Annotated in this window: 21 protein-coding genes; 1 reads left to right on the forward strand and 20 read right to left on the reverse strand. The window is 50.9% G+C overall.

The features are described from left to right. Window positions 1-188: hypothetical protein (locus PHV74_08985; GenBank protein MDD5094497.1), on the forward strand; the 188-nt coding region annotated here is incomplete at its 5' end. Window positions 189-299: 111 nt separating this feature from the next. On the opposite strand, the gene tnpA is transcribed toward PHV74_08985, so the two are convergent. The 20 genes from tnpA to PHV74_09085 all read right to left on the reverse strand — a co-directional run. Then, on the reverse strand, window positions 300-692 hold the full coding sequence (gene tnpA / locus PHV74_08990) for an IS200/IS605 family transposase (protein ID MDD5094498.1): 393 nt from the start codon (window positions 690-692) through the stop codon (window positions 300-302). 246 nt (window positions 693-938) lie between these two features. Continuing rightward, the gene (locus PHV74_08995; GenBank protein MDD5094499.1) at window positions 939-1142 is read right to left on the reverse strand and encodes a hypothetical protein; all 204 of its coding nucleotides are present in this window, start codon (window positions 1140-1142) and stop codon (window positions 939-941) included. Window positions 1143-1367: 225 nt separating this feature from the next. Continuing rightward, entirely contained in the window at window positions 1368-2099 is a 732-nt protein-coding gene (locus PHV74_09000; protein ID MDD5094500.1) for an A24 family peptidase C-terminal domain-containing protein, read from the reverse strand. A 39-nt stretch (window positions 2100-2138) separates the two neighbouring features. After that, the gene (locus PHV74_09005; protein MDD5094501.1) at window positions 2139-3389 is read right to left on the reverse strand and encodes a hypothetical protein; all 1251 of its coding nucleotides are present in this window, start codon (window positions 3387-3389) and stop codon (window positions 2139-2141) included. 114 nt (window positions 3390-3503) lie between these two features. Continuing rightward, window positions 3504-4424 carry a type II secretion system F family protein gene (locus PHV74_09010; protein MDD5094502.1) on the reverse strand — a complete coding sequence of 307 codons (921 nt, stop codon included), beginning with the start codon at window positions 4422-4424 and terminating at the stop codon, window positions 3504-3506. Further along, window positions 4421-5344: a type II secretion system F family protein gene (locus PHV74_09015; GenBank protein MDD5094503.1), complete on the reverse strand. Its 924-nt coding sequence runs from the start codon at window positions 5342-5344 to the stop codon at window positions 4421-4423. Before PHV74_09015 ends, PHV74_09010 begins: the two co-directional genes overlap by 4 nt. Continuing rightward, complete coding sequence (locus tag PHV74_09020) at window positions 5341-6867, reverse strand: type II/IV secretion system ATPase subunit (protein MDD5094504.1); 1527 nt, start codon at window positions 6865-6867, stop codon at window positions 5341-5343. The genes PHV74_09015 and PHV74_09020 overlap by 4 nt, the downstream gene beginning before the upstream one ends. A 370-nt stretch (window positions 6868-7237) precedes the next feature. Beyond that, window positions 7238-7720 (reverse strand): type IV pilin N-terminal domain-containing protein, encoded by a 483-nt coding sequence (locus tag PHV74_09025; protein MDD5094505.1) that lies wholly within the window; start codon window positions 7718-7720, stop codon window positions 7238-7240. 131 nt (window positions 7721-7851) lie between these two features. Then, window positions 7852-8289 (reverse strand): response regulator, encoded by a 438-nt coding sequence (locus PHV74_09030; protein MDD5094506.1) that lies wholly within the window; start codon window positions 8287-8289, stop codon window positions 7852-7854. Further along, a complete protein-coding gene (locus PHV74_09035; GenBank protein ID MDD5094507.1) occupies window positions 8289-8672 on the reverse strand; it encodes a response regulator in 384 nt (127 codons plus the stop codon). Before PHV74_09035 ends, PHV74_09030 begins: the two co-directional genes overlap by 1 nt. After that, entirely contained in the window at window positions 8641-10491 is a 1851-nt protein-coding gene (locus tag PHV74_09040) for a PAS domain S-box protein (protein ID MDD5094508.1), read from the reverse strand. The genes PHV74_09035 and PHV74_09040 overlap by 32 nt, the downstream gene beginning before the upstream one ends. A gap of 95 nt (window positions 10492-10586) precedes the next feature. Next, on the reverse strand, window positions 10587-12140 hold the full coding sequence (gene kaiC, locus PHV74_09045; protein MDD5094509.1) for a circadian clock protein KaiC: 1554 nt from the start codon (window positions 12138-12140) through the stop codon (window positions 10587-10589). Further along, entirely contained in the window at window positions 12137-12448 is a 312-nt protein-coding gene (kaiB, locus tag PHV74_09050) for a circadian clock protein KaiB (GenBank protein ID MDD5094510.1), read from the reverse strand. The genes kaiC and kaiB overlap by 4 nt, the downstream gene beginning before the upstream one ends. 47 nt (window positions 12449-12495) lie before the next feature. Further along, window positions 12496-13401 (reverse strand): PAS domain-containing protein, encoded by a 906-nt coding sequence (locus tag PHV74_09055; protein ID MDD5094511.1) that lies wholly within the window; start codon window positions 13399-13401, stop codon window positions 12496-12498. Further along, entirely contained in the window at window positions 13398-13883 is a 486-nt protein-coding gene (locus tag PHV74_09060) for a chemotaxis protein CheD (GenBank protein MDD5094512.1), read from the reverse strand. Before PHV74_09060 ends, PHV74_09055 begins: the two co-directional genes overlap by 4 nt. Then, complete coding sequence (locus PHV74_09065; GenBank protein MDD5094513.1) at window positions 13884-14549, reverse strand: chemotaxis protein CheC; 666 nt, start codon at window positions 14547-14549, stop codon at window positions 13884-13886. Next, window positions 14542-16206: a chemotaxis protein CheA gene (locus PHV74_09070; GenBank protein ID MDD5094514.1), complete on the reverse strand. Its 1665-nt coding sequence runs from the start codon at window positions 16204-16206 to the stop codon at window positions 14542-14544. The genes PHV74_09065 and PHV74_09070 overlap by 8 nt, the downstream gene beginning before the upstream one ends. 7 nt (window positions 16207-16213) lie before the next feature. Next, window positions 16214-17269: a chemotaxis response regulator protein-glutamate methylesterase gene (locus PHV74_09075; protein MDD5094515.1), complete on the reverse strand. Its 1056-nt coding sequence runs from the start codon at window positions 17267-17269 to the stop codon at window positions 16214-16216. A 357-nt stretch (window positions 17270-17626) separates the two neighbouring features. After that, window positions 17627-17923: a hypothetical protein gene (locus PHV74_09080; protein ID MDD5094516.1), complete on the reverse strand. Its 297-nt coding sequence runs from the start codon at window positions 17921-17923 to the stop codon at window positions 17627-17629. 40 nt (window positions 17924-17963) lie between these two features. Further along, window positions 17964-18317, reverse strand: a 354-nt coding sequence (locus PHV74_09085; GenBank protein MDD5094517.1) for a response regulator, incomplete at its 5' end; no start/stop codon positions are given.

The raw sequence follows: 18317 nt of genomic DNA on the forward strand, positions 1-18317 counted from the left end.
GCAAACGTCTGTCGTCCATGATCAACTGCATGGCCCCGATCATAAACGAGCTGCTCAAAACCTTTAAGGCTCATCTTGCGGTAGAAATCGATCTGCCCTTCGGGCTCATCTTGTATTGGAAGAGACTATATGCTGAAGAGTCCATGGTGTCTATCAAGAAGCTGTTGCTCATACGAAACAGAGTCTGATAACCATCGGTGTTATCAATCAACAAAAGTGGGACACGTTTGACTCTCTACCGCATTGATACCAGCCGCGGAAAGAATCCGTAGATACCCACGGGCAAGCCTGTGGCACTTTTACAGGGCAAGCGAAGCTTGAACTGAATCCTGGCTTTCCTGCCAGCGGACATATTTGATGATCGTTGCTTCATCTATCCCAACTGTTGACACAAAATACCCCGGCGACCACACTATGTTTTCTTTCCAGTAAACCTTCTCTAACCAGGCAAACTTTTTCCTCAACTTGCTGCTCATCTTACCCTTCATTCTCCCTATCACTTCGCTTACTGCATATTTGGGTGGAATGATCATCACCATATGCACATGATCAATTTGAATGTTGAGCTCAACTATTTCACACCCCGGCATATCTCTCAGCACCTTCGGAAAAAGTCTCTCCAGATATTCTTTCACGCCAGGATTCAGGATGCGGCGTCGATATATGCCATGCCCAGATAATCGTACGTCCATCCCCACATTTTACATCATATCGACGCCGCTTTATTCCCCCACGGGCAAGCCCGTGGAACCCTGCCCTTCGGGTTATTGGATCAAATGCAAGGCCGCACTCCGATTGATCCCAGATGGAAAACCCTTCATGCAGACGGCAGCGATTTTCCCAGAGAGACTCACCCGGCAAGAGTTTCCCTGGAAACGGGTTGCACAGATCTCTTGGGCAGTATACCAGATGATCTTCAGAGAGGCAGGATTGGCATACTAGATGATCTCATCCTGAATAATGCAAATGCCGTCATCAGCCTGTTCCACCAGATAACGGAATGGGTCTTCGTTTTCCCGGGACGTTTCCACCTCTGCCTGCTTGTGTTCAGCGCCTGCGGAGAGGCGTTGCTCCGGACATTCATCGGCGTGGGTAAAGGACTGCTTCAGTCTGGTGATCAGGTTCATCTTTTTTTCGCTCATCGATGGTGACGTTTTCTTTGCCGTTGTGCCAACCTGGGTGTTATTCAAAACATAGCCTATTGAATGAGATTGCAAAACGGGATAAACCCGCGCCTCATCTACAGGTTGTCCCTCAAAAACAGCAGGGAGCTGCAACCAGCGAATCAAAGGGGCCTACTCTCTGCTCTTCATGAGTCACAGTCATCATACCGTCCTCTCCTCTTGTTGGTGCCGGTCAAGTTCCGGCTAAACCCCTGCCAAACAACATATTGTGAAGCCCAGGGAGATAAAAAGGATAAAAGGCAATTCTGGCGTCACCCAGACTTCAGCTCCGACTTTTTGCTCCCTGTGATAGGTTCTCAGTTGCTGCACTGTTTTGCTGTTTATAGGCATTCCTCCCAACGAATATCGGCTTGTCAGATGACCGTCTATTTCTTCATAGGCATGCGTCAGCCTGGCAAATCTGTTGCCGTTGAGTGCGTCAATGTTTACTCTATAGGCTACAAAGCACATCGCCGCATTTCTGGTGAACTCCCTTAAGCCCAAATTACAAATATTTCGGAAAAGGAGCCAAACAGGGACCGCCATAGCCAAAACGGCAGCATTCAGGAGCACCATGAGAGCAAAGGGGAAGGGTGTAGAGACAGAGTCTCCGAATAATGGGAAGGGATTGGACAGAATGCTAAACTCTGGCAGCGCAGGGAAAAGCAGAGCGATGCATATGAGAGCTTTAGCGTCGGCCGCGCCGAAGAATCCCAATCCAAAGAAAAGGTAAGACATAGCACCTGTGATGGTAACAGAAAAAACAAGCCGAGGGAGAAAAGACACGCCCTCATCTACGGCGCCGTATCCGGCAAAAACAAGGCCGAGTCCTGCCATAGCCAGCCACACAGTATTAGGAACGCTTCTCTTTCTGATGTCAGAATTGCAAGCGTAAACCAGGATAAACAAGGCGAATACCAGGCGATAAATATCCATTTCAAAATAATGGAGGGTTACAGTAAGTAATACCCTTCTTTACAACTCCTCATCCCAGAAATTGTTGTTCGCCCTCATAAATATTCGTGACGTAAAGAACTTCATATTGTTTTCAGTGTTGTAAACCGTGAACGACATGATTACCGCAGAACCCCCGAGGTACCGCGGATGTGTAATTGCGGTCCACCTCACCGTGTTCTCGTTAGGCACATTCCAGCTGGTGTCGGTAGTACTGTCCGGCGACGCATAATCCGGAAACACGTCATACATCGCCGGGTCGTTGCTGAGGTCTGTAAAGTCGGCATGAATATCAAAAGGAGCGGTTACGTTTCTCACCGTCGCCTCCAGGGTGCAAGAAGTGGGAGTTACCGTATCAATAGTGATGTCAATAATGCAGGGGTAGTCCTGAGTAATGTCTATATCGCTATACTGTATGGGCACGAAATTGGTGCTTAATGTTGCCAGCCCTGCATACAGGGCATCGGCAGTCACTTCTCCTGTAGGAAAACCGATTTGATCTATTGCCGTGCTAACAATAATAATCTGGCTTTGCATTTGGTTGACCGATACGGTTGTATCATCAGTGCTCGTCCCGGCCAGAAGCTGTTCCCAGACTTCCGGATAAGCCGTGTCTATGGTGATGTTCACCGATTTGATCTTGGAGCGGCTATAAAAATGGGTCTTCGGTCTTAGCGAAATCGACTCCGTTTCCATAGAGGAAGCCGCCGTTAAGTTCCCGGTTAAAATCGGCAAATAAATCTCGTCACCGATGATCAGCGACTGTTCGTCCGTGGTGGCATATTCATTCCCGTAGTCCCTGATTATTAACCCGTGTTCGTAGACCAGCTTGGGGCTATCAATGCTGCCATGAGCCTCATAAATGATTCGGTTTGAAGTATAGTCCGTGGTAATTACCGGTTCCAGAAAGGCATCGATGGTATATGCGATACTGACCGCCACATTTTCAGAAGTCAGAGAGCCAGCTACCCCGGTGCCGGGATTGGACAGGAATATCCGGTTGGGATAGCGCACTCCCATACGGAAATCGCTGGACTTCGGTGTCTCCAATAATGCCACATCCTCCACGTCTGATTTGAATTTCATCATGTCATCATAAATCACATCAAAGTGCTCGTATTCCACATCCTTATTCCAGCGAGGCACGCTGTACGCCTGTGTGATGCCAAATAGCGTCGCCAAGATCAGCAACATCAATATGGCGCCAATCACTACGGAAACGCCGCTTTCCTCTTTCCTCAGTCTTCTAATTCCGGCTATCATTTTTACCATGCCTCCCAGACCATCCTCATCAATCTGATAGCGCCCTGTCCCACTTCATTCCAGTGGTCGCTTATGAAAATGCATGAGCGCTCTGCGGTGAAACAAACAATCAGGCATTGCAACCTATATCAACAAGGTGTAGGCAATAACCGCTACCACGACAAAGAAGATGGAGTGCTTAAGCCCGGCAACCGCCCTTCCTTCACCGATCTTCCCGGTGACAATGCCGGCAAAAAAGCCCTGCATCAACAGAGCATGGAAGTAAAGCCTCTCATATAGAGCCAGGTCCTTATCCGAAATGGCAAACTGTCCTATCCCGCCCGGCAGGGCCTCGCCGCCGGCAGAGACATCGGCTGCCTCCTTCATCATGGGAAGAAAAGCATAGCTCATAATCAGTATTACAGCCAGAAAAACAAAGTAGCTGATGTAACAGACAAAGAGGTACGGCTTGGTCTCCGAACTCCTCTTCCTTTCCAGGGCCTTTGTCTCCTCCGCATCGGCAGCAAGGCCCTCCAGTATCTCCCCTAACTGACCGCCCATCCTGGATGCCTCGATCAGGGTAAAGACCGTTCTTCGGATAAGCGGCGTGGGATATTTCCGAGAGAAGTGCCGCAAAGCGTCCTCGAAAGGGATGCCCCATGAGATCATATTGTTGATCTGTTTTATCGCCGGGGTGAGCGCCCCATACTGGCCTTCCGCAGCAATGCTCATCGCCCCCTTCAGCGTCATCCCCGATTTTACGGATAGGCTGATATCGCGCATCATGGCCGGAAATTCTGCCTCCAGCTTCTTGGCTCTGCTCGTCTCGTAGAGGTCAAAAAAGCTCGGCGGCACAATAGCCAGCATAAAGGCCAGAATCCCGATATTCATCGGGTCAACGCCCATGTAGAAGGCAACAACAGCGCAAGCCATGGTAATCCCGCCCGAGATCAGATACAGCAGATATCGCTGCTCTCTCATTGTAAGCAGTGGGGATTTGATGAATCGCTGTAACGTGGACCTTCTCCGGCTGCGCTCGATTGCCTCAAAAACGATATCCCTCATCCTTTTGTCCCCTCCGGCGTCAATGCATCGGTAAGCAGCACAAACCCCATCGAGCCAAGCGGGATAAATACGTATATGACCGCCATTAAAATCATCGGGCTTGCCCCTCCTAACATCATCATGGCAGCAAACATGATAATAACAAGGAGCGGGGCCGCCACCATCGCAATGATGTAGACCTCGGAAACCATGCCTAGCGCCTCAATAAACTCGGCGAACCTCCTTCTGTTCTCTTCCATGGCTTCATTGGCCTTGCTGATGAAGTAGGTTCCCATCTCGCCCCCTGAGACGGAATTGGTCACTGCCCCCTGGATGAATGTCCTCATCTGAGTGGAAGGAGTAGCAGAGGCCAGGTTACGTAGAGCGCTGATGAAATCAAAGCCAAGCAGTTCCACATCCTTCACCACCATCTTGGCTTCCTGACTGACTTCGCCGAAGAATTCCTCTGTCTCGGCAAGCTTCCTGAAAATCATATAGGGGATTACGCCCGTGCCGGCCATGAATGACATCCAGCAGATGGCATAGGGGAGTTGGCCGTCTATCTTCGCTTTCCTCTCCCATCCCTTAACCCGCGGATAGAGGAGAAAGAGTAGAAAAACGGTATAAAAGCAGACGAGCACTACACAGATAGTCAGGCCGAGTTCAGCCAAAATCCTGATCAACCCAATATCTGCTTCACCCTTGGCGAAACAGAATTGCCAGATCGGCACATATTTCAGAAGAAGCGCCGATACTATCAAGCCAAAGGTCACGTAAACAGTCGACAGTATGAGGGAACACAGGGTAGCAACAGATAGCCACCTCTCCACGGTAACATATATCCTTGCCTTGATCAGGTCATTACTCAGGGTGGAGAAATCGGTTCGCTTTCTTCTGTAATAACCGCCAAAGAGAGTCAGAGCTATTGTGTCTGTGCTCACGATATCTCTCCCCGCAGCAGACTCTTTTCCACCTCATCCGGACGAATGCTGTAGTCGAATAGAAGTCTGCTCAGCGTATAGAAGTCATTCACATTGTTCCGGCACAGCAAATTCATTATTCTCAGCCGCCGGGCATACTCAGCTGCCAGTTCCTCCTCGCTCATGTTCAGCTTCTCCATGATCTCCAGGAAAACCTTGGACTCCCCATTGAATCGAAAGCTGCCGGCGGTATTTCGGAAGACCTCGCTCGTATTGAGAGTCTCTTTATCAAAGTCAACGCCGGTCACCTCTATGACGCTGGTGCACTTCCTGGACCGGGCATTGCCGGTCTTTACCATACTGACCAGCGCCACAATGTCTATGCTGTCAAGCAGCATCAACGGAATATCGATGGGAGGCTTGGTCAGCCTCTTCACCAATGACTTCACTGAATCGGCGTGAATAGTGGAGAAGGTTATGTGGCCGGTGGACATGGCCTGGAAAAGGGTATAGGCTTCCCGTCCTCGCACCTCTCCGACCAGCAGGTACTCAGGCCGCTGTCTGAGGGCAGTTCGGAGCAGATCGAACATCTCTATCGAGCCTTTCTCTGAAGTGTCCCTGGTGACAGAGGGTATCCAGTTCTGGTGGGGAATGTTGATTTCCCTGGTATCCTCAATACTGACCACTTTGCAGCCGGGCGGTATGAACATGGAAATGGTGTTGAGAAAGGTGGTCTTCCCCGACGCCGTGCCGCCGGCAATCAAGATATTGAATCCGGTTTCCACCGCCAGCCAAAAATAGACGGCCATCTCCACCGATATTGTCCCAAGGTTTATCAGGTCTATCGGAGTGAAGGGCACCTCCCTGAATTTTCTGATCGTAAAGGTAGAGCCTCTGGTGGTGACCTGATTTCCTATGCTCAGTTGCAGCCGGTCCTGATTGGGCAGCGAGGCATCCAGAAGGGGCTTTGCCACAGAGATGTCCCTGCCCGACCTCTGCGCCAGCTTGTAAATAATGGAGTCCATCTCCTCACTGTCAAAGACGACGTTGGTCTCCAGCGACCCGTACTTCTGGTGGTAAACATACACCTTAACGCCAGCACCGTCGGCCGATATGTCTTCGACCTTATTGTCTCTCAATACCGGATCAAGCCTGCCGTAACCTATCAGGTCCCTTGCCACGTAGTACATGATCCTATCCATACTCGAAGAGCTTAAACGGATGCCGAACTCCTTGATTATTTCCTGGACTTTTTGCATCAGGAAGTCTTTCGGCTGATCCAACGAGGCAAACTCCACATTGATTATCTCGTAGAGCCGCAACTTTATCTCCTTCAGAAGTTCCACCTCACCTTTGGTCAAACCAACCTCGCATACCTGATAGGTATGCGGCTGGATGGCTTCAATGCCAATACAGGCGTAAGGCTCATTCACCGGGTACACCTCCAGGAATTTCTCCGTATCTATCTCCGGTGATAGCCCCAGCTCAGGGGCATCCTCTACAATCTTGCTTCTTCTAAACATAGTTGCGGCTCTCTGTTTCATGTGTTTCCCCGCAGGATTAACGGCACTCGCTGTTTTCTCTGGCTGCTCAGGCCCTTTATCGCTTCGAGAGCTTTCCCTTTCATCTCCTCTTTGAGTGCCGTCTTCTCCGCTTTTTGGAAGACGTGCCTCGCTGACCTCGGGCAGCTGATATCAGCACGCTCGTGCAGTCCTTGCGCACTTGTGCTGTCACGAGCAGACTCTCAGGGAAGAAGCTCTGATCAAGTGTTGGTCAACCCCCTTGCCCCCAATCTTGGGGGAATTGTAGGGGCGTATCATTATACGCCCCTACGGGGGATACCCTAAGTTGATCCATGCCCATCCAATCAGGCATGCTCGTAGGGCAAAAATCGCCCTCTTTTTCGGTGCTTGTCTAGCGCACCAGCACATTGGTATCAATCAATATCGTGTCACTCCCCACATCCACAGCCACAACGTGATACCACCCTGCGGCTATGGAAGTGCTGAGGGTACCATACGCACCGGTGTCAACATCTGACTCGTATCCTATATCAATCCCTACCCCAGTCGATAACTCACTATCTGAGGGGGCACCAGTGACAGCGCTGGGAGTGAAGTCTGCGGTACTCTCCTTTCCAAGTGTTACTGAACACTTCCAGCCATTGGCCGCTAAAGCTTCGCCCCCACTGTGCTTGAGTATCAATGAGACTGAGTCGGTCGGGTCATCTATCACAGACAGGGCAACAGTAGGAGCCTTTGTGGATGACCCCGAGAATCCGAAGGCAAAAGCAGCTATCACCGCTGCCAGGACTACGGTTATGGCTACCATCAATATCACGCCGATTACCGGGGACACTCCACTTTCTTCGCTCAGAAACCTCTTAAAGTACTTCATGTAAATAGCCTCCTTTTTTGATCGAACCGTTTATAGCTATCAATTATTCAAATGTCTCGTACTACCATAGGCTATCTCCTCCTTGCCGGCCACGGTGCCCGTGTGGTCCTTTTTTATTACTGATCACCTTTTTATACCCCCGCCATTGCCATTACCGTATCGAGAATCGCCGTTGGGTCTGACCCTTTGTTGAGAAAGAGAACCGACTTGGTAAAGTAACTGTCGGCTCCCCCCTCATAGCTCCTGATGATGTCCCTTTTCTCATCCGAGGCGGTAAGTATCACTACCGGGATATCTCTGAGTGTTTCATCGCTTTTTATGTGTTCCAGCACCTCCAGCCCGCTAAGCTTCGGGAGATTCAGGTCAAGAAGGATTAAATCCGGCCTGGGATTGGCCTTTCTATCGGCATAAGCACCCCGGTTATGCAGGAACTCGAGCGCCGCCTTACCATCTTTAACCCAAGACAATCGCGGTTTCAGGCGCCCTTTCTCCAGGGCCCGTTTCATCAGAACACCGTGCTCCTCGGTATCCTCTACCATTAAGATATTTATCTCCCTTTGCATCGTCATTAATCTGCTCTCCTTCCCAGCATTTTGGTCAATCGTCCTTTCAACTCTTCACCGGATGTAGGCTTCCTCATGTAGGCCTTGACCCCCGCCCGGACAGCTTCAACAATTATGTCCGGGTCATCTATGTTCTCCGGCATCAGTAAGGCGACAGCCGCTGCAGGGTTAGCTTTTGTCAATGCGCGCACCACGTCGATACCGCCTGTGCCGTCCAGTTTCAGGTCTATCAAGGTGATATCAGGACTGTACTGTGCATACTTTTCCAGGGCCTCTACGCCATTCTTAGCAACGGCAACGACCTCAAATCCAAGCGTCTCCAGCGCATTGGCGAGGAGGATGCGCGTAAAAGTGGAGCTATCGGCTAGCAGTATCTTGATTTTTTCCATTGTTTCCCCCCTTGCTTGTGTCTCCGGGTTGAGGCAACGTGAAGCACATGGTGGTTCCCTTCCCCGATTGACCCTCTTGTATCCATATTCTACCCCCGTGGGCCTCAATAATTTTCTTCACAACCGCCAGGCCGATGCCGCTCCCTTCACCCTCTGCTGTCCCCCGATAGAAAAGACCGAAGACCTTTTTCGCCTCACTCGCGTCTATCCCGATCCCGTTGTCACGCACGAAGAAGACGGGCCCGTTTTTTGAAAGGTAATGACCGATCTCAATTTTCAGGGGAACGGTTTTATCCCGATATTTAATGCTGTTCTGGACAAGGTTGGTCAGCACCTGTATGATCCTGTTCCTGTCCGCGTGAACTTTGGGGAATTTATTCGCGAGGGAAAAGGTAGCCCCAATCGAGCTTATCTGCCCGTTAATCTCTGCAATCACGTCATCGACGATTTTGCCAAAAGAAACATTCGCGGTTGGCTTTATCATCTGTCCGGAACGGGAATATTCCAGGGTGCTATTCAAGAAACCCTGCATCTTCCTGACGCCGGACTCGAGTAACCGGATATCCTCCTGCACGTTTTCCATCTGCTGGTTTTGCATGTCCTCTCGGAGCAGACGGCTGAAGCCTTCAATGCTTACCAGGGGACTTCGCAGGTCGTGAGCGATACCGTAGCTGAATGCCTCCAGCTCGCTGATTTGTGCCTGAAGCTGGTGGTTGAGCCTTTCCTGTGTTTGCTCTGCTTGTCTGCGCTCCGTGAGGTCAATGAAGGAAGCCATAATGGCAATTGGCCGGTCATCGCTATCAATGACCGGGCTTATGGATAGCTGGCTATAGAACTCCAAGCCGTTTTTCCTCTGTTTGACCAGCTCTCCGTGCCAACTCCTTTTCTCATAGAGCGTTTTTATTGTGTCCTGTTTATGATCTTCCTCCGGCCAGAAGTCTAAAATGGACTTACCCAGAACCTCTGCGGCACTATCGAAGTCCCACATCTTGAGAAAGGCGGGGTTTACATAGGTCAGGTTACCATCGAAGTCGGCTATACAAATGGCGTTGGCAGCTGAGGCAATGGCTTTGTCCTTAATCACAAGTTCATTCTCCGCTTTCCTGCGCTCGGTGATATCCCGCAGCGATACGAGGTGGGCAGGTTCACCTTCCCATTCCGTCTCCACCACGGCTATCTCCCCGAGGCCCGGCTCCCCGGATTTGCGAACGATATCAACTTCAGCCATCTCACCGGACATCATCGGCAAGCCAAACACTTCACCCAACAGTTCCTCTGCCCTGCGGTGAAGGATGGATTCTAAAGTCTTGTTGACAAAAAGCATTACCCCTTTTTTATCAACGATCATAATGCCATCGGTACTCCTTTCCACGATGCTGTGGAAATTGGCTCGGCTTTCTTTCAGCGCATTCTCCATCTGCCTGTGCTCGGTGATGTCGATATGGCTGCCCAGAGCGGCTCGCCTGCCTTTGTATTGAATTGAAGTCATTGTCTCTAAAACCACTCTGATTTCGCCATCTTTGGTCACAAACCGAGCCTCATAGGGAGAACTCAACTCACCATTCAACCGCTTAATTGATTCTCTCCTGATCCTCTCTCTGTCCTCGGAATGGGCATAATCCAGGGTGGTTGTACCCAGGAGTTCAGCCTCAGTAAAGCCCAATTCCTCCGTAAATCGCGGGTTTACGAAGACAAGTTTCCCCTCCTGACTGATATAGACCCCAACCCGGAGATTATCCGTCAAATCCTTGAGGAATCCGTCGGAAGGCTCGTGCTCAACAGTGTAAACCTGAGTTTGTGAAAGCGATTTGCTGTTCATTTATCCCTTGCCCTTTCTACGCATCATTTTGGGCGGAGAAGCTGCATCGTTATTATTCCTTCTGGTTTATCGGCATTTTGTACTTTGACATGCGGCTATCTTGCTTCTTTCATCGCCGCATCTTCTACAAACAACTCACTGATTCGTCCCAGTTCGCCTTGCTGTATCCGCGTGGGGCTGCCCGATATGATGCCGGTAATATCGCGGAAGGGTTTGCCGATGTGCATTCCCTCGCCATCGATGGTATATTCCCGGATTTCCTTATCGTGCCTGGAGCCGCGCATCTTGAGCACCGTCAGCCCCCGGCGCATTTCCCCATACATTTCCACGTACCGCAACAGAATAATAGAGTCGGTAATGGTGGAAATATGCGTCTCGGTGATTGATGTTCCCCCCATCAGTGTGGGTGTGGTGGCGGTGAAAAGTCCGGCAACCTCTCCATGCTTGATGAAGGAGGTCAGGCCGATGACGAATTCCCGGAAACCCTTGATGGTTGAGACCCGTTCCAGCGCCGAGAGGCTATCCACCACCAGACGATTGGGCTTGAACTTATTAATCTCTGACCTGATCTTGATGAGGTGGTCTTCCAGCCCGGCAGTCTCCGGGTATTCGCACACAACCTTGAGCAACCCGTCCTTCTCCATCTTTCTGAAGTCAAATCCCCAACCGGTGGCATTGCGGAAGAGCTGCTCCCGGCTTTCCTCAAAGGCCAGCAGCAAACACCGCTCACCCTTCTTTGCCCCGCCGGCGATGAACTCGGTTGCCATGAGTGTTTTGCCGTTTCCGGTGGCGCCGGATACCAGAATGATGGAATCACGGAAAAACCCACCACCGCACATCCTGTCCAGCTCCGCATTGCCGGAAGTAATGCGGAGATCGGACGACTTCTGCTGCAGTTCTATGGCCGAAAGCGGAATTACCGTGATGCCTTCGCCTGGAATGATGGTAAAAGGGTATTCTCCCTTCTGATGAGAGCAGCCGCGGAATTTGAGAATCTCTAAGGTCCGGCGGCGTTTCTCATGCTCGAGGGCATTGCGCAGGATAATGACATTATCGGCCACAAACTCCTCCACGCCAAAGCGGGCGATTTCGCCGTATTCAGCGGTTCGCTCTGCAGTCAGAATGGAGGTGACGTTCATGCTCTTCAGCGCTGCGCCCACGCGGAAAAGCTCCTGACGCACCAAGGCTGCATCGGAAAACTGGGTGAAAATAGCCCCCAGGGAATCCATGACAACACGACTGGCATTCACCTTTTTGACGGCATGTTCCACACGGGCTACCAGAGCGCCCAAATCCCATTCTCCGGCCGTAACAGTCTGGACCCCCGGTTCAGGAGAGGCATCAACAAAGGCAAATTTACCCTCGTTTACCCATTTTTCAATATCCCAGCCCAGACTCCTCATGTTGCGGCAAATATCGGCAGGCGATTCTTCAAAGGTAACGAACACCCCGCTTTCTTTGAATTTAAGGATGCCCTGTGCTAAGAACTCGGCGGCAAAGACCGTCTTGGAGCTGCCGGCGGTACCGGCCAGGAGAGTGGTGCGGCCCTTGGGCAACCCTCCGCCTGCCACAAAGTCAAATCCTTCAATCCCGGTCTCCAGCTTGCTGATTTGCGAGCCATTCTTCTTGGCACTCATTTTGGTACTCATTTGCTGTGTCCTCCCTTCGTTGTAGAATTTCGGAGAGGTTCCATATTCAGTCCTATCAGCACTTTTTCGGTATCGGAGAGGTCGCCGATAACCCGGGCCAGTGGCGGCGGCAACACCTTGATAAGGGTTGGCGTCGCCAGGATTTTCTCATCCTCAGCCAGTTGCGGCCTTTCCAGGACATCAATAATAACTAACTCGTACTGCCCCTCCAGTTCGTTCTGGCAGATGCTTTGCATGTTGGCTATGGCACGCTCCGATTTCGGCGTTTGTCCGGTGATATACAGCTTCAGCACAATCTTGTTCGTCATCGGTTATCCTCCTCCAGCCGACTGATATCTATTTCTGTTTTTCATGCCTAAAGGTCTCCTTTTTGGGTTTTCTCTCTTGCCTTCATGGCTGCGGCACCCATAGAAAGGGTGCGGTATTCAGATACCAGGTGCCCCATGAGTTGAAGCACCATGACCCTGGCTTCTTCCACGTAAACCTGCGCTCGGGCGGGGTTAACACCACCACCACCTGTTTTTTCTTTCAGGGCTGCAATATGAACCTTCACCACATCTCTGGGTCCGGCCTTCAGGAAAACCAGTTCCTCGGCCATATCTTGCAGATCCCCGGAGATATCATGCCGAACCTTGAAAGCCCGTTGCTCCAGGGCCAGTTCCATCAAATCCCCATAGCGGCCCACCAAATGATCAAATGAGTCCGGGGAGGACTGTTCCAACACCTGAAGCCCCAACGCCTGGGCAGTGGCGGTCGTCCGCTGCGGAGGGGAAAGCCTCGCCAGAGACTCAAGCTCCCGCTCAAGGTGTTGTATCCGGAGATTGGCCTCCTCCACCTTTTTTCGCTCGGTAAGGTCTTCCACTATCTCGATAAAGCCAACCGTCTTGCCGCCCTTGTCCCGGGTCAGGGTGAAGAGAATCTGCGCCGGAAATACTTCACCACTCTTTTTGACCTTCTCCCCTTCGCAGGAGAACCGCCCTTTCTCGATAAGCTCGTCAATGATCTGCTGGAGTTTCCCGGCTTTGATAAACTCTCCGGGGAAGAATATCTCTATACCTTGCTTGCCGATAATCTTCTCCGGGGCATAGCCGTATATCTGGTGGGCCCCCTGGTTATAAGCGATAATGTTGCCATCGAAGTCCGCGGCAATGATGGCGTAGCCGACCAGACTCTCCAGCAGGGTAGAGACGAAATCCGTATTATCCCGAAGTTCCTTTATCCGCTCCTGAATCAGCAGGTTGCTGGTTTCCTTCACAGTCATAGCTCCACATCCTCTTTTTCCCCGGCGGTTGTTACAATCACCCTGCCCGAATCCAGGTAAAACTCGATATTACGTCCGTAGCTGCCGCCAACTTCCTCCCCGCTCAGCGGTATTTGCTCCCTGCCCAGTATTTGCCTGAGGCTACCGATGTTCTGTTCTCCGATACCCGGGCCTGAGCCGTTGCTGCAGGCGAACATCCGGGCGCCGCCTATCATCCTGGCCACCACGTCCTGCTGCGCCGCTCCCATGCTGCGCAATCTCCTGAGCAAGGTGGCAATCGCCGTATCGGCACACTGGTATGGGGGATAGTGATTATGGAGGCTGTTGGAATCGGGCAGCATAATGTGAGCCACCCCACCTATCCTCCGCTTGGCATCGTAAAGGATTATCACCACGCAAGAGCCGATCCCCAAACAGGAAACAACTTGCGGGGCGCTTGCCACAATCCCTTTTCCCATACCGACCTCAATCATGATCTGCATTCATCCCCCGATATTGAGCATGGCCGTCCTGGCCTGTCCGATTGAGTCGGCCAGTACTTTTATCGAATTGGCTTCGGGAACCATCAGCAGAAAGGTCCTGATCTGGCGCTCTTCTATCCGGAATTCGTTTTCAATCACGATGATATGCTGAATCTGGTGGGTCAGCCTGCCCAGACTTTCATCCAGGAGGGCCTGAATCATATCAATAGCCAGTATCGGGACCGTATGATAAATATTCAGCTTGCAGAAGTCGTGGACTGCCGTCAGATAGACTCCGGCCACAATATTGCCCATCTCGATAATTAAGGATAAATCCATGGATTTGGAATCTGCCTCTCCTGTCCTCCAAAACTTACCGGCTCCCAGCATTACCTCTTTTGCCAAACGGATCAACATGCTTTTCTGTTCTTCCGGCACAATAAAAAACAGGCTTCCTTTGACATCATTGATCATATCCATCTTGACGCATACCACCGGCAGAGAGGGGTTTTCCAGAATCGAAACCTTGTCCGTAGGTTTGGCAATGATGACTTTGGGTATAATCATTTCCACATTGCGCTGAAGCATCTGCGTCAGCGCGGTGGCAGCGTTCCCCGCTCCGACGTTCATCATCTCCTCCAGGAAATCAAGTTGCTCGCTGGATAGAAATGGGGTTTTGTTATTCATGATAGGCACGCTCCTTTTCATATTGCAGTGTCTCAGAACCAAACAGGTTGGATACATCCAGCAGCAGCGCCACCCTTCCGTCTCCCAGGATGGTGCCTCCCGAAAACCCCTTGAATTGCTGCGCAAGGAGGTCAAATGGCTTGATGATGCTTTCCGTCTGATCCAGCACGGTATCCACGCCTAGGCCTAGAAACCCATCTCCGATACGGATGATCACCGCAATGGGATTGTCCTCACCTTTCTGACCGGGGACGTTTAACACCTCGCTCAGCCTGACAAAAGGAATGACATCTTGGCGCAGGACCAACGCCTGTTCGTTGTGAATCTCTTTGATATCCTGGGGCTTGATTTCCAGTGTTTCCAAAATGATATCGGTAGGTATGGCAAAGATATGGCTGCCGACACCCACCATCAGTGTCTGCAAAACAGCAGTAGTCAATGGCAATGTCAGGGTAAAGCGTGTCCCTTTGCCTTTTTGAGTTGTCAGTTCGACCGTTCCCCCCAACTTTTTGACCGAGTTTTTCACCACATCCAGTCCGACGCCGCGCCCCGATACATCGGTCACTTTCTCGGCGCCGGTGATGCCGGGCTCGAAAATCAGGTTCAAAATATCTTTTTCCGGAAGCGACTCAATTTCTTCCGGTTTCAGCAAGCCTTTTTCAACGGCCACTTCACTTATGCGTGCAGTGTCAATGCCGCTGCCATCATCCTCTACATCAATCAAGATGTGGTTTTCAGCCCTTCTGGCAGAAAGCTTGATGATTCCGGATGGCTTCTTATTCTGTTCTTTGCGGGTCTCAGGGGATTCAATGCCGTGGTCAAGGGCGTTTTTGAGCATATGGATCAGCGGCTCACTGATGCCATCGAGCATGGCTTTATCCAATTCTATTTCACTGCCCTCAACAACAAGCTCGATCTCCTTGCCTACCTCTTTAGCTAGATCCCGCATCATTCTGGGGAACTTTTGAAAGATTTCGCCCGCGGGCACCAGGCGTGCAGCGGATACATTCTCCTGCAGGTCACTGATGATGTGGCCCATTGAGGAGAGAGCCGCTTTCAATTCTTTGTTTGTCTCCCCGGAGAGGATGTTGTTCAGCCGATTCTTGTTGATGATAAGTTCGCCCGCCAAGTTAAAAAGGGCATCCAGCAGGTCCACCTTTACTCTCACGGTCTGTATCTTCTCGATGGTTGGTATGACAGCTTTTGTTTCCATGTCTTTTTGAGGGTCTTTCTGCCGAGGAGTACGCGACTGGGCTGATGCCAATGCCTTCACTTTCCCGGCCACTGCCTGAAACTCAGTTCCACTTTCCTTCCCCTCGGATCTTTCCCGGACCATTTTTTGAAGCGTGTCAGTGACCTCGAACAGAGCGTCAATGATTTCTCCCGTCACCGGCACCTCGCGCTTCCGAAGCCGGTCCAGGAGGTCCTCACTGGTATGAGCCAGCTGGGCAATATCCGAAAACTCCAGCATCGTTGACGAACTTTTGAGCGTGTGCATCGCCCTGAATATCTCATCCAGTTGTTTTGTTTTGCTGTGATCCTTCTCCAGGACGAGCAGGGCGGTATTGACTCTCTGAAAACCATCCTTCGCATCGCTTAGATAGTCATCCAGAAACATGGAGAGATCCAGTTTGTCTGATATTGTCCCTTTGCTCATGATCTCTTCATATCCTCTTCAAAATCGTCTTGGCTATTTGGGATAGCGGCACAACCTCATCGGCGCATCCCAGTTTAATGGCAGCTTCAGGCATGCCGGAAACCACACAGGTTGACGGGTCTTCAACAATGGTATTGCCGCCTGCCTGCTTTATAGCTTGCAACCCTTTGGCGCCATCGCTGCCCATCCCGGTCAGGAGTACCCCCAGGATGCTCCCGCCATAGGCATTGGCCGCGGAATCCATGGCATAATCGATAGACGGCACAGCAACCGAAGGTGATGTTTTACGACTCAATCGTATTTTCCTAAAATCCCCGTCCTGTATAACCAAGGTGTGGTAACCCCCGGGGGCTACCAGAGCGTGGCTTGAACCTATAACCCCGCCTCTTCGAGCAGTTGAAATCTTGAGAGAGCATCCCCATTGCAGCCTTGCCACAAATGACGGCACAAATTCAGGACCCATATGCTGAACGACGAGAACCGCCGCTGGAATATCACGCGGAAGACAGGATAGAATGCTGAAAATAGCTTTGGGTCCGCCGGTTGATGCCCCGATGACCACCATATTTTTTCGAGCCGCAATTTTGGGGGATAACTGATGATAGGACTCCTGTGGCGGGTGAGAAGCCAGCTTGCTTACGTTGATATCAGCCGCAGCCTTCACTTTGCTGATAATCTCGCCGGTCAGTTTCTCTATGTCATACGAGATGACCCCTGAGGGTTTGGCGATAAAGTCGATAGCCCCGTATTCAAGCGCCTTGATAGCCACTGCCGCATCCCTTTTGTTAAGGGCGCTGAGCATCAGCACCGGAGTGGGACATTCGGCCATGATATGCGCCAGGGCTGCCAGCCCGTCCATCACCGGCATTTCGATATCAAGCAGCACAACATCCGGAGAGCGTTGCTTTACTTTCCAGATGGCCTCTTTGCCATCGGCAGCAGTATCCACAACCTCTATTGACCTGTCTGATTGCAGGATGTGTGTCAGCGATTTACGCATAAAACTGGAGTCATCAACCACCAGCACCTTAATCACCGGAAAACCCTCCCCTTTGCAGAACATAGACCGTTTGGTATCAGTTAAAGAAGCTCTGATTAAGTAGTGCAGGAGACTTCCTGCCGGGGGTCTGGGGGTGTCCCCCAGTCCCCCTTCTCTTCCCCCAAGATTGGGGGCCAGGGGGTTGACTCGCACTTAATCAGAGAGTTTCTTAAATATTCACTTGGCTACTGCCTGTGTTTCATGTTTCTCAACGTCCGAATTGAGCCGCCCCAAGAGATGTGCTGGCTCTTTCAACACATATGGACTCAGCATATTCGGAACATCACTCAGCACGCCTGATTCCGAGGGCAACACTTTTTTCATAACTTGTTCTTCGCCCTACAATGGTCTTTATCCTTAATGTTAAGCCTTGCTCTATGATTAACCCTTAGCTTGTTTGAGAGTTAGAATGAAATTTCGACCTTCATCTTCATTCACCTGCTTTAGAAACTGACAGTTCATACAATCCATAAATTTATTGGCATATGTACCCTGCACTTTTCCTCCACAGAGAGTTCCTGCAACAGTCCAGCAAAACCTGCCACAATGCTCACCTTTATTGACACTATCAAAACGTTCATTGGGTAATGCCGCAGGGCATATGCCAAATTCCTCTACATTATTACCCCCTGGCTGCCTTCCGCATTTCATCACTTCCCAACAGTTGCTTCTTTCCATTTGCGGTTCCTTCTTTTTGAGTTAAGAGGCCTAACCAAGTCTATTGGAAAACTCGCTCGATCTCGCTGATAATCTCCGACTGTTTGAACGGTTTTCTGATATACCCCAAGGCGCCGAGCTTACGAGCTTGCTCTTGCTTTTCTTCCTGGCCTAAAGCGGACACCATGATGACTTTTGCTTCCGGGTCCTGCTTCTTTATTGCCGCCAATGCCGAAAGCCCGTCCATTTCTTCCATCAGGATATCCAGCGTCACGATATCGGGCTTAACCCAACTTCCGCAGTTTGACCTTGAAAAAGGTTTTTGACGAATTTTCTCAGAGTCAGCAAGAGGGAGAACGTAATGGTTGGTGAAGCTGAGTATTCTGGAAAAGCCGATGTAGTGTAGACTTTTTAG

The sequence above is a fragment of the Dehalococcoidia bacterium genome (genome assembly GCA_028711995.1).
Taxonomy (GTDB): domain Bacteria; phylum Chloroflexota; class Dehalococcoidia; order SZUA-161; family SpSt-899; genus JAQTRE01.

Excerpts from the sequence above, each read along its gene's own strand:
- PHV74_09020 (MDD5094504.1), bottom strand. The coding sequence starts at position 6,867 with ATGAAACAGAGAGCCGCAACTATGTTTAGAAGAAGCAAGATTGTAGAG.
- kaiC (MDD5094509.1), bottom strand. The coding sequence starts at position 12,140 with ATGAGTACCAAAATGAGTGCCAAGAAGAATGGCTCGCAAATCAGCAAG.
- PHV74_09070 (MDD5094514.1), bottom strand. The coding sequence starts at position 16,206 with ATGAGCAAAGGGACAATATCAGACAAACTGGATCTCTCCATGTTTCTG.
- tnpA (MDD5094498.1), bottom strand. The coding sequence starts at position 692 with ATGGACGTACGATTATCTGGGCATGGCATATATCGACGCCGCATCCTG.
- PHV74_09065 (MDD5094513.1), bottom strand. The coding sequence starts at position 14,549 with ATGAATAACAAAACCCCATTTCTATCCAGCGAGCAACTTGATTTCCTG.
- PHV74_09075 (MDD5094515.1), bottom strand. The coding sequence starts at position 17,269 with ATGTTCTGCAAAGGGGAGGGTTTTCCGGTGATTAAGGTGCTGGTGGTT.
- kaiB (MDD5094510.1), bottom strand. The coding sequence starts at position 12,448 with ATGACGAACAAGATTGTGCTGAAGCTGTATATCACCGGACAAACGCCG.
- PHV74_09025 (MDD5094505.1), bottom strand. The coding sequence starts at position 7,720 with ATGAAGTACTTTAAGAGGTTTCTGAGCGAAGAAAGTGGAGTGTCCCCG.
- PHV74_09055 (MDD5094511.1), bottom strand. The coding sequence starts at position 13,401 with ATGACTGTGAAGGAAACCAGCAACCTGCTGATTCAGGAGCGGATAAAG.
- PHV74_09030 (MDD5094506.1), bottom strand. The coding sequence starts at position 8,289 with ATGACGATGCAAAGGGAGATAAATATCTTAATGGTAGAGGATACCGAG.
- PHV74_09060 (MDD5094512.1), bottom strand. The coding sequence starts at position 13,883 with ATGCAGATCATGATTGAGGTCGGTATGGGAAAAGGGATTGTGGCAAGC.
- PHV74_09005 (MDD5094501.1), bottom strand. The coding sequence starts at position 3,389 with ATGGTAAAAATGATAGCCGGAATTAGAAGACTGAGGAAAGAGGAAAGC.
- PHV74_09080 (MDD5094516.1), bottom strand. The coding sequence starts at position 17,923 with ATGGAAAGAAGCAACTGTTGGGAAGTGATGAAATGCGGAAGGCAGCCA.
- PHV74_09040 (MDD5094508.1), bottom strand. The coding sequence starts at position 10,491 with ATGAACAGCAAATCGCTTTCACAAACTCAGGTTTACACTGTTGAGCAC.
- PHV74_09010 (MDD5094502.1), bottom strand. The coding sequence starts at position 4,424 with ATGAGGGATATCGTTTTTGAGGCAATCGAGCGCAGCCGGAGAAGGTCC.
- PHV74_09000 (MDD5094500.1), bottom strand. The coding sequence starts at position 2,099 with ATGGATATTTATCGCCTGGTATTCGCCTTGTTTATCCTGGTTTACGCT.
- PHV74_09035 (MDD5094507.1), bottom strand. The coding sequence starts at position 8,672 with ATGGAAAAAATCAAGATACTGCTAGCCGATAGCTCCACTTTTACGCGC.
- PHV74_08995 (MDD5094499.1), bottom strand. The coding sequence starts at position 1,142 with ATGAGCGAAAAAAAGATGAACCTGATCACCAGACTGAAGCAGTCCTTT.